7 protein-coding genes and 1 pseudogene are annotated in these 10,565 nt (G+C 69.8%); 4 read left to right on the forward strand and 4 right to left on the reverse strand.

Annotation, left to right across the window (positions count from 1 at the left end; all coding sequences use genetic code 11):
• Positions 1-877, reverse strand: a pseudogene (locus tag AB0M20_RS11380) (glucose-6-phosphate dehydrogenase); the annotation flags it as partial.
• 115 nt (positions 878-992) lie between these two features.
• Between AB0M20_RS11380 and AB0M20_RS11385 the strand changes: the two are divergent.
• On the forward strand, positions 993-1,838 hold the full coding sequence (locus AB0M20_RS11385) for an SMP-30/gluconolactonase/LRE family protein (protein ID WP_364296953.1): 846 nt from the start codon (positions 993-995) through the stop codon (positions 1,836-1,838).
• Positions 1,839-1,871: 33 nt separating this feature from the next.
• Here the strand turns inward: AB0M20_RS11385 and AB0M20_RS11390 are convergent, their stop codons facing one another.
• A complete protein-coding gene (locus AB0M20_RS11390) occupies positions 1,872-3,266 on the reverse strand; it encodes a glycoside-pentoside-hexuronide (GPH):cation symporter (RefSeq protein WP_364296955.1) in 1,395 nt (464 codons plus the stop codon).
• A 177-nt stretch (positions 3,267-3,443) separates the two neighbouring features.
• Here AB0M20_RS11390 and AB0M20_RS11395 point away from each other — a divergent pair, with 177 nt between their 5' ends.
• Both AB0M20_RS11395 and AB0M20_RS11400 read left to right on the forward strand, forming a co-directional pair.
• Entirely contained in the window at positions 3,444-4,070 is a 627-nt protein-coding gene (locus AB0M20_RS11395; protein ID WP_364296957.1) for a cytidylate kinase-like family protein, read from the forward strand.
• Between the two features lie 26 nt (positions 4,071-4,096).
• Complete coding sequence (locus AB0M20_RS11400) at positions 4,097-6,235, forward strand: glycoside hydrolase family 3 C-terminal domain-containing protein (RefSeq protein ID WP_364296959.1); 2,139 nt, start codon at positions 4,097-4,099, stop codon at positions 6,233-6,235.
• Between the two features lie 25 nt (positions 6,236-6,260).
• Here AB0M20_RS11400 and AB0M20_RS11405 read toward each other — a convergent pair whose 3' ends face one another.
• On the reverse strand, positions 6,261-6,968 hold the full coding sequence (locus AB0M20_RS11405) for a response regulator transcription factor (protein ID WP_364296961.1): 708 nt from the start codon (positions 6,966-6,968) through the stop codon (positions 6,261-6,263).
• Positions 6,959-8,626, reverse strand: a complete 1,668-nt coding sequence (locus AB0M20_RS11410; protein ID WP_364296963.1) for a histidine kinase — start codon at positions 8,624-8,626, stop codon at positions 6,959-6,961. Before AB0M20_RS11410 ends, AB0M20_RS11405 begins: the two co-directional genes overlap by 10 nt.
• A gap of 228 nt (positions 8,627-8,854) precedes the next feature.
• Between AB0M20_RS11410 and AB0M20_RS11415 the strand changes: the two genes are divergently transcribed.
• Complete coding sequence (locus tag AB0M20_RS11415; protein WP_364296965.1) at positions 8,855-10,321, forward strand: hypothetical protein; 1,467 nt, start codon at positions 8,855-8,857, stop codon at positions 10,319-10,321.
• Positions 10,322-10,565 lie beyond the last annotated feature (244 nt).

A 10,565-nucleotide genomic window follows, 5' to 3' on the forward strand; every position in this document is an offset into this window, starting at 1 on the left:
GTCCTGCGGTGTAGCGGGCGCGCCGGCTGCCGGCGGCCGGATCGTTGCCCCACACCCGGGTGGCGCGCAGCACGGCGGCTGCGCTGTCGCGGACGTCGCGGGCGCTCAGGGTGGCGGGCGGCTCCATCGCCAGAAATGACAGGACGTGCAGGGCGTGGCTCTGCAGCATGTCGACCAGGGCGCCGGCCCGGTCGTAGTAGCCGGCCCGGCCTTCCAACGCCAGGCTCTCGTCGAGCAGGATGTCGATGCCGGCCACGTGGGTGGAGTCGAGGACCGACTCGAGCATCCGATTGGTGAACCGCAGGCCGAAGATGTTCAGCACCGTGGACAACCCGAGGTAGTGGTCGACGCGGTAGATCTGGTCCTCCGGCACCAGCCGGGTGATGCTCTGGTTGAGCATGTCCGCGCGCGCCGCGTCGCTGCCGAACGGCTTCTCCATCACCAGCCGCGTGCCCACCGGCAGCCTGACCTCCTCGAGTGCCCGGCAGGCCTGCTCGGCGACGGCGGGCGGCAACGCGAAGTACAGGACCAGCGGGCCCGGTGGGCGCGCCTGCAGCAGTCGGTTGAGGTCCGCCGGTGCCGTAACGTCGGCCTGCACGTAACGGGCGGTGCGCACGACGGTGTCGATGGACGGCGTGGCTTCCACCTGGCCGGCGAAGGCCTGCCGCACGCGGGCGCGCCACTGATCGTCGTCCCAGTCGGCGCGGTCACTGCCGATCAGATGGATCTCGAGGCCCCGGCTGCGGACCAGTCCGGCCAGTCCTGGCAACAGCAGGCGGGTGGTGAGGTCGCCGGCAGCGCCGAGCACCACGAGCGAAGGCGCGGAATCCGTTCCGGTGCGGTCGCCGTCGGCCGGTGGTTGCTCGGGTGCGGTCATCCATCCACTGTGTCAGCTTCCCGGGTCGGCGCGTCAAGACCACAGTTGTCCGCGCGGAAGCGCAGCGGCTGCGCCATAGTGGGGGAGCCCGAATTTCGGCGTCCGGGAGGTCGGGATGGGTGTGGAGCAGGTGACCGGGCCCGTGGCCTTCCACGGCGAGGGCCCGGTGTGGCACCCCGGCTGGGGCGGGCTGCGGTTCGTGGACATGCTGGCCGGAGACGTCCTGCGCCTGGCGACCGACGGCGCCGTCGAGCGCCGCCACGTCGGGTCCGTGGCCGCCGCGGTCCGGCCGCGGCAAGGCGGTGGCGCGGTGATCGGGGTGGAGCGCGGCTTCGCGCTGGAGGATCCCGACGGGACCGTGACGACGTTGCCGCAGGTGTGGAGTGACCCGGGCGTACGGATGAACGAGGGCGGCTGCGACCCGGACGGGAGGTTCTATTGCGGATCGATGGCCTATGACCAGTCACCCGGCGCGGCGTCGGTCTATCGGCTCGCCCCGGACGGTTCCGTGGAGGTGGTGCTGGAGCGGGTCACGGTTTCCAACGGACTGGAGTGGAGCCCGGACGGATCACGGGCCTACTACAACGACACCGCCACGTTCGCCATCTCCGTGTTCGACTACGACCCCGGGCTCGGGCTGACCAACCGGCGCACGTTCGCGCGGCTGCCTGACGGTGGGCGCCCCGACGGGCTGACCGTGGACGCCGAGGGCGGCGTGTGGACGGCGGTGTCCAACGCCGGCGCGGTCTACCGGTACAGCGCCGCGGGGGTGCTCGAGGAGAAGCTTGCGGTACCGGCGCGAAAGGTGACCGCCTGCACCTTCGGCGGCGACCATCTCGATCAGCTGTTCATCACCACGTCGCAGGAGAACGTCGACACCCGGGAGGACCCGCTGGCCGGATCTCTGTTCCGGGCCGACGTCGGGATCACCGGCCTTCCGGTACGCGTCTTCGCCGGCTGAGCTTCGGGGCCCGCGCCGGGCAGGCCGTGCCGGTCACCGCGTCGACGCGCCGGCGCGGCGGGCCTGGGTCTCGGCGACCATCGTGGCGAACGTCTGCTCGGTCAGCGGATACCGGAAGAAGATCAGGATTCCGATCAGGATGAAGACGACCGGGATGAAGCCGGAGGCGTACCGGATGGCGTCCAGTGCATCCTCGCTCTGCGTCGCACTGCCGCCGATGTACCCGCCGAACGCGATCGCGTACGCGGCGACCGCACCGCCGACCGCCTGGCCGAGCTTGCGGGTGAAGGAGAACAGGGCGTAGGTGATGCCCTCGGTACGCACGCCGGTCCGCCATTCGCCGTACTCGACGGTGTCGGCCTCCAATGCCCACATGAGGGTGTTGATGCCGGCCGTGGAGATGCCCATGATCCCGAAGAAGGTCATGGACACCCACGGTGTCGACGGTGGTGACACCGAGATGCCGATGCCGGCCAGCAGCCCGATGGCACCGAAGGACAGGAACGCCTTCTTCTTGCCGATCGAGCGGACCAGCCGGGGAATCAACGGCGCGACGACGAAGATCGCCCCGACGCTGAGCACCGTCAGGGCGGTGAGCAGGTTGGCGTTGCCGAGGACATCGCGGGCGTAGTACACCTGCACGGTCTGCAAGGAGAACAGCGCCGTCAGGAACGCCAGCGAGGCCAGGCAGAGCATGATCAGCGGCTTGTTGCCCTTGAGCGTGGTGAAGCTCTGCTTTCCGCTGACACTGGGCACGTCGCGCTGGACCGCCTCACGGGCGGTGACGAACAGGAGTAGATACAGGCCGAAGCCGACGACTGCGAAGATGGCCGTGGTGATCAGCAACGACCGCTGGAAGCCGTCCGGGTCACCCTTGTACTGCTGGATCTGCGGGGCCACGACGAAGGCCAGCATGATCGTCGTGACCGCTGTGCCGATCATCCGGAAGCTGGCCAGCTTGGCCCGCTCGCCCGGGCGTTGCGTCATGGCCGCGGCCAGTGAACCGTACGGAATGTTTACCATGCTGTACGCCAGCCCGAGCAGGCCGTATGTCACATAGGCGGCGAGCAGCTTGGTGCCGCTGCCGGAGAACAGGTTCGGCACGGTGAACGTGGCGACACTCAGCAGCAGCACCGGAAGGCCCGCGAAGAGGAAGAACGGCCGGAACTTGCCCCACCGGGTCATCGTCTTGTCGATGACCCGACCGGCGAAGATGTCCGCGAAGCCGTCCCAGACCCGGATCACGAGGAACAGCGTGCCGGCCGCGGTGGCGCTGATCCCGACCACGTCGGTGTAGTAGATCAGCAGGAAGAACGACGTCATCGAGAACGCCAGGTTGTTGGCCGAGTCGCCCGCGGCGTACCCCAGGTACTGCATCGCGCCGAGCTTGCGAGCAGCGGTGGCCGGCCCGGCGATGGCGGTATTCATGGCGGTCAGGCCTTCCGGGTCGGGTGGTTCGCCGATGTCACCTCCATTGGGCGCGCTCCGCGCATTCAGGTCAACGGATTGCTCTCGGTTGAGTGTCCGCTCCGAACACTTGCCGTTGCCCCGGCGGCGGCCCACGATGAGGACGGACCATTGCCGTGCCGGTAGGAGGTCGCGTCAATGTCGACACCCCAGCCCGGCCGAGCCGCTCGGCCGGTCGTGACGATCTTCGAGTCCTACGGTTCCGGGGCGGACGAGGTCGGCCCCCGGGTCGCCGAGGCGCTCGGAGTGGCCTTCCACGCCCAGGCGTTCTCGTCCGAGCAGCTGGAGCAACCCGCGGGGCAGGACGAGGGCCTGCTGTCCCGCGTCTTCGCCGCGATGGGCGGATCCTATGCCGCCCTGGACGGACCGGCCGTGGCGATGGCCCAGCGCGACGAGCATGAGCTGCTGCTCCGCAACACCGACTGGGTCACCGACACCGCCCGCTCCGGGGCGGTGATCATCGGCCGGAACGGGGCCTTCATCCTGGCCGGATGGCCGGGGGCGCTGCACGTGCGGCTCGATGCGGCGGTGCCGCGGCGGGTCGAGCGGGCGGCACGGACCCATGGGATCAGCCCTGAGCGGGCCGCCAAACGGCAGCGCCGCGAGGACGAGGTGCGAGCGGACATGTCCATCCGGTTGTACGGCTGGGACCCGCGCGACCCCACCAGGTACGACCTCGTGCTGAACACCGGCACGCTGGGCCTGGACGCCTGTGTCGACATCATCGTCCACGCCGGCCGGGTGAAGGCGACGCCGACCGCCTGACCGCATCCACCCACGGAGGGTTTGTCGTGTCCGATAGCGCAGCGCCCTGGACGGATCCTTCCCTCTCGCCTCGCGAGCGTGCCGAGAAGCTGGTCGGCGCCATGACGCTGGAGCAGAAGATCGCTCAGCTGCACGGCGCCATGGAGACCATCGACATCTACGCCCTCAGCGCACAGCTCGCCGAGTCCGGCGCGGACATGGACCAACTCGCCGCCCAGGTCCGGGTCGAGCGGCACGTGCCCGCGATCGACGAGCTCGGCATCCCCCGGTTCCGGATCACCAACGGCCCGGTCGGTGTCGGCATGGGCGACGGCACGCCCAGCCCGCCCGCCACCTCCCTGCCGATGACCATCGGCCTCGCCGCGGGGTTCGACCCCGAGCTGGCGCGTTCCTACGGCGACGTCATCGGCTCGGAGACCGCCACGCTGGGTCAGCACGTTCTGGAAGGCCCCGGCGTGTGCCTGCACCGCACCACGATCGCCGGGCGCAACTTCGAGTACTTCTCCGAAGACCCCTACCTGACCGGCGTGATGGGCGTCGCGGTCACCGAGGCCATCCAGGCGCACGACGTGATCGCCATGGGCAAGCACTACGTGGTCAACGACCAGGAGTACGAACGGTTCCGGGTCAGTGTCGAGGTGGACGAGCACGTTCTGCGCGAGCTCTATCTGCTGCCGTTCGAGATGGTGGTCAAGGACGCCGGGATCGCCGCGATCATGAGCGCCTACAACCGTATCCGCGGGGTGTACGCCACCGAGTATCGGCACACCCTGACCGACATCCTGCGGACCGAATGGGGCTTCCAGGGGTATGTCCAGTCCGACTTCTGGTCGTGCCGGTCGGCCGCCCCGGCCCTCAACGCCGGTATGGACCACGAGATGCCGGACGCCAAGTGGCTCAACGAGACGAACGTCAAGGCCGCCCTGCAGGACACCAGCCTGGAGGTCGAGACGGTGAACCGGGCCCTGGTGCGCCGCTACACGCAGATGTTCCGGTTCGGGCAGTTCGAGCGCCCGTACGAGCCGGGTGAGATCGACGCACAGGCGCACGGCGCTGTCGCCCGCAGGATCGGCTCGCAGATCGCGGTCCTGCTCAAGAACGACGGCGATCTGCTTCCGCTGAACCCCGACGCGGGCGTCGTCGCCGTGATCGGCCAATCCGCGTTCGTTGACCAGGCGTGCCTGGGCGGTGGTGGCTCGTCCAAGGTCATCCCGCTGTACACGGTGCCGCCCCTGGACGGCATGCGTGACGTGCTGCGCGACCTCGGCTCGTCCGCCACGGTCAGCACGCTCACCGTGGCCGACGACCTGTCCAACCTCGACGAGGCCAGAACGGCGGCCCGGCAGGCCGACGTGGTGGTGCTCATGGCCGGGCTGGTGGCCACCGAGGGCGCCGACCAGTCGGACGCCAACATGCTGAACGACCAGAACCGGATGCTCGACGACCTGCTGGGCGTCAACCCGGCCACGGTCGTCGTGCTCAAGGACAGCAACCCGGTGCTGATGCCGTGGCTGGACAAGGCTCCCGCGGTGCTGGAGACCTGGAACCAGGGCACCGAGGACGGACACGTCGTCGCCGACCTGCTCTTCGGCGTGGTCAACCCGTCCGGCAAGGTGCCCACCTCCTATCCCCGGTCGGAGGACGACACGCTGTACGCCGGCCGGCCGGAGCGGTACCCGGGAACGGACGAGGGGGACGGCTACCCGGTGATCCGCTACTCCGAAGGCCTCCAGGTCGGTTATCGCTGGTTCCAGGCACAGGGCATCGACCCGCTGTTCGGGTTCGGGTTCGGCCTGTCGTACACCACGTTCGACATCTCCGGCGTTTCGGTGGACGCGCCCGATGCGGGGCATGCGCCGGTGACCGTGACCGCGACGGTGGCCAACACCGGAGCGGTGCCCGGCGCCGAGGTGGTGCAGGTCTATCTCGGCGTGCCGGTCCAGGGACAACCGCCCAAGCGGCTGGTCGGATTCCAGAAAGTACTGGTGGAACCGGGGGAGTCACAACAGGTGACGATCACCATCGACCCGGCGGCGACGAACCATCCGTTCGCCGTCTGGGACTACTGCACCCGCCGCTTCGTCGTCAAGCCCGGCGAGTACACCGTCTACGTGGGCAGTTCCGCCGACGACACCCCGCACACGGCGACGCTCACCGTGCGGTGACCGCGGAGTTCGCGACACTCGACGCTCACCGCGGCTTCCGCCACGCGGCGCCGGCACCGGAACCGTCGTCGGGCGACGGCCCGCTCGGCGGCCGGCGCAGGTAAGCCAGCACGGCCAGGACACGACGGTGTGAGCCGGGGTCATCGGTGAGACCGAGGTGCTGGAACGCCTTGGTGATATGTGATTCGACGGTCCGTTCGGTGATGTGCAGTCGCGCGCCGATCGCCAGATTCGACAGGCCTTCGGCGACCAGGCCGAGGACCTCGGTGGAACGCTCGCTCAGGTCGTCCAGCGGGTCGGCGGTCCGGCGCCGGCGGAGGAGGCGGGAGACGATGGTGGGATCGACCACGGTCTCACCGTCGGCGATGCGGCGCAGCGCATCGTCGAGGACGGCGCCGTCGAAGATGCGGTCCTTCAGCAGGTAGCCCACGCCCTCCGGGCTTTCCTCGATCAGGCGCATCGCGTACGCGGGCTCGACGTACTGGGACAGGACCAGCACGCCGATCTCCGGGTGCGCGGCGCGGATCCGCCGAGCGGCCACGAGACCCTCGTCGGTGTGCGTGGGCGGCATCCGGATGTCGACCACGACGGCCTCCGGGTGGGCGGCCTCGACGATCGACAGCAGGGCGTCCGCCGTGCCCGCCTGGCCGACGACCTCGTGGCCCCGGCCGGTGAGCAGGTGCACGACGCCTTCGCGGGTGAGCAGCGAGTCGTCGGCGACGGCTATCCGCATGGGATCTCCAGCTGCAGGGCGCCGGCCCGGTGGCGCACGATGCCGTCGGCGGCGCCGACCCGGTCAAGCACGTACTGGGACGGAGGGACCGCTGCCCCGTCGATGCATAGCCGGAGCTGGTCATCGTGCCGGTGGGCGCTCACGGTGAGGCTGCTCGCGTCGGCTGAGCCCGCGAGGGTTTCGACCACGACGAGATAGGCCGCCTGTTCGGTGGCGGCCGGGAGCCGCCGGTCAGGCATGGCTCCAATGTGGAGGTTAGTCGTTGCTTGATCGGCCAGCGTCCACAGCGCGGCCTCGAGGCCCGACTCCTCGAGGACGGCGGGGAAGATGCCGTGGGCGAGCTCGCGCAGGTCGGCGAGCAGCCGGTGGGTGGCGGCGATCGACGCGTCCAGCGCGGCACGCTCGTCCTCCTCCAGGCCCGGGTCGGAGGCGGCGAGGCGGAGTTCGTACAGCACGGCCAGAAGCCGTTGCTGCGCCCCGTCGTGCAGGTCACGTTCGATGCGCCGGCGGGCTTCGTCCGCGGCCGTCACGATCCGCCGCTGGGAGGCACCCAGGTCGTCCAGGTGAGCCAGCAACTCGGCGGCGAGCCGGTCGTTGTCGATCGCGAGCAGGGCAGCGGATCCGATCCGCCGGCGCAGGGCCCGATGGTCGAGGATGTCGCGCTCGTGGGACACCACCGCCAGTTCGACGCCGTCGCGGACGATGGCCGTCGACGCCCGGTCGCGCCCGGCGACGGGATGAACCAGGTGACCGGATCTGTCGACGTACCGCTGGGTTTCCGGCAGCCAGTAGGCGACGGTCAGCGTGGGGTCCCCGATCGAGCGGGCCAGTGTGGTCTGCAGCGAGCCCGCGCCGGCCGGCTCACCGAGCTCGCTGACCAGCGAGACGAGCGCGGCATTGCGGAGGTGCCGTTGCCACAGGAACCATGCCACTCCGACGGCCAAGGCGGTGAGGGCGGCGGCGCGGATCAGGAAGATCGCGGCGAACAGGTCGCGGCCCGGATCTTCTTGCGGGGTGCCGAGGCGGACCGCGGCGTACGCGGCCTCCGCCACCGAACCCAGCGCCGCCGGAGCGATGATCGGCCACGCCGCCGAACGCGCGACCGGCGTCGCCGTGGTCAACCGCCATGCGGCCGTGACGAGGATTACGGCGCCGATCGCCACGACCGCGCCCAGCCAGCCGAGTTCCGCCGCCCGCGTCAGACGCGAGTTCCCGGCGAGCAGCAACGCGTTGTCGGTGCAGTTGCTCCAGCAGTACTGATCGCGGAAAGGGTCCCAGGTGATCGTGTGGCCGATGCTCGCCGTCGCGGTGATCAGGTAGGCGGAGGCCACCATGCCTCGCCGGACGCCGCCGCCGATCGCTCCGGTGGGCGCGGCCACCACGAGGTGCGCCAGGACCGGTACGAGGAACGGCGCGGCGATCATTCCGGCGGTGCGAGCCGCGGAAGGACCGTCTTCCCAGCCGATGAGCGCGGGCGACAGCCAGGTGACCGATGCGGCGACGCACAACGATGACAGCCAGCCCGTACCCATGACGCGGACGGCCAGCCACCCGGCCGCGACAAGGCCTACGCCTGCGGTGAGGAATGCGGCAGCCGGCACGGCGGACGCACCGGCATACGTGGTTTCAACACCGCTCTCACGGACGAGGGCGGTCATTGCTACGACGCACCACCAGCTGCCCGCGACAGCCAGGAGTAGCGTGAGGGAAACACGCCGCATGGACCGATTCTCGTCCCGTTCCGTCCATGATCGACAGGGCCCGTACAGACACTGTGGCCAGCCACAGCCGGTGCAGGCGCAAGAGCCGTGCTCGCCGCGATGTGCGGCCGCCGCCATCCTCCTAACGTCGATCTCGTCGAGGTCATGCGAGAGAAAGGCGAGACGATGAGACGAAGGAACCAAGCGGTGATCGCGGTCGCCGTGACGGCGATGGTGATGCCCGCGTCGGGCTGCACCGACAAGGCGGAGAGCAAGGCCGGCGGCAGTTCGCCGCCGATCACGTTGCAGGTCGGCACGAATGACGAGCCGGGCGCCCCGGCCGCCCGGGCGATCGACGAGTTCGCGCGTCAGGTGCAGGCACGGTCGCACGGGCAGCTGACGGTCCAGCCGGTCTGGGAGGCGTCCGACGGCAATCAGGGCGTGGGCTGGGACCAGGCCGTCGCCCGCCGGGTCGCGAGTGGCGATCTCGAGATGGGCATGATCCCGGCGCGGGCCTGGGACACCGAGAAGGTGACCTCGCTGCGTGCTCTTCAGGCGCCCTTCCTGGTGAACACGGAGGGCCTGGCCAAGCAGGTGGTGACGGCGGATCTCGCCGGCAAGATGCTGGCCGGGCTCGACCAGATCGGCATCACCGGTCTCTCTCTGGTTCCGGAGAGCACTCGGCTGATCTTCTCGTTCGGCAAACCGATGCTGTCGCCCGCCGATATGCGCGGCGCGGTCGTCCGGGTGCCGCGGTCGGACACGACGTATGCCATGTTCCGCGCGTTCGGCGCCGCGCCCGACGATGCCGAAGCCGTGCAGGGCCGGACCGCGGGCGCCGAATCGTCCTTTGAGCTGGTCCCGCGGGTCGGGCGTCAGATGGCGACGGCGACCGGCAACGTTGTCCCGTACGCCAAAATCAACTCGCTGGTGATCAACAGCAAGCGGTTCGCCGCCTTGACCGAAGCTCAGCGCAGCATGGTGCGAGAGGCCGCCACCGCGACCCGCGACTGGGGCGTGAAATCCATGCCGGGCACTGCCGACCAGGCGACGTGGTACTGCAAGCAGCAGGGCGGCTCGGTCGTCCTCGCCACACCGGCGAACGTCGCCGCATTCCAGCGCGCGGCGCGACCGGTGTACGCGGAGCTCGAGAAGGACGCAGAGACCGCCGCGTTCATCGCCGGCATCCGCGACCTGGCGTCGCGAGTGCAGCCGGCACCACCGGTGAAGGCCTGCGGTCCGTCGGCGGCGGTCACCACGTCGTCGCAGCCCGCCGTCGGCGCCTTCCCCGACGGCACGTACCGCAAGGAGGCCTCGGAACAGGTCATGCTCGCCGGCGGTGTCACCGGCCGTAACGCCAAGGATCATGCCGGGCTGTGGACCATGACGTTCCACAAGGGCACCTTCACCATTCAGCAGCGCGGCTACCCGGTCGGGCCGGGCGTGTACTGCGTCGCGGCGGACAAGGTCACCGTTGCTGAAGGCCGATCCCGGTGCGGCGGCATCGACGGCATGACACTGTTCACCGCCACCTGGCGGCTGGACGGAGACCTGTTGCGGTTCGGCGTGACCGCCGGCGACGACAACGCACCACCGGGCGCGCTGACCAAAACCCTCTTCGGCGGGGAACCCTGGACCAGAATCGCGCGATGATCCCGATCATCGAGGCCGGCCGCCGAGTGGAAACTCGGCGGCCAGCGTCGTCCCGGCCCCCCGCTGCGACTCGACCCGCATCGTGCCGCCGACGGACTCGACCCGGTCGCGCAGGCCGATGAGGCCGGTGCCGGCGGTGTGCGGCGGGCCGCCGGCGGCGGCGTCGGTGAACGTTAAGACAACAGGCGCGGGGTTTTACACTACCCCGATCCTCAAAGAGGAATGCGGGGTGTTGTTTTAGAAG

The organism is Actinoplanes sp. NPDC051633 (assembly GCF_040681735.1).
Classification (GTDB): domain Bacteria; phylum Actinomycetota; class Actinomycetes; order Mycobacteriales; family Micromonosporaceae; genus Actinoplanes.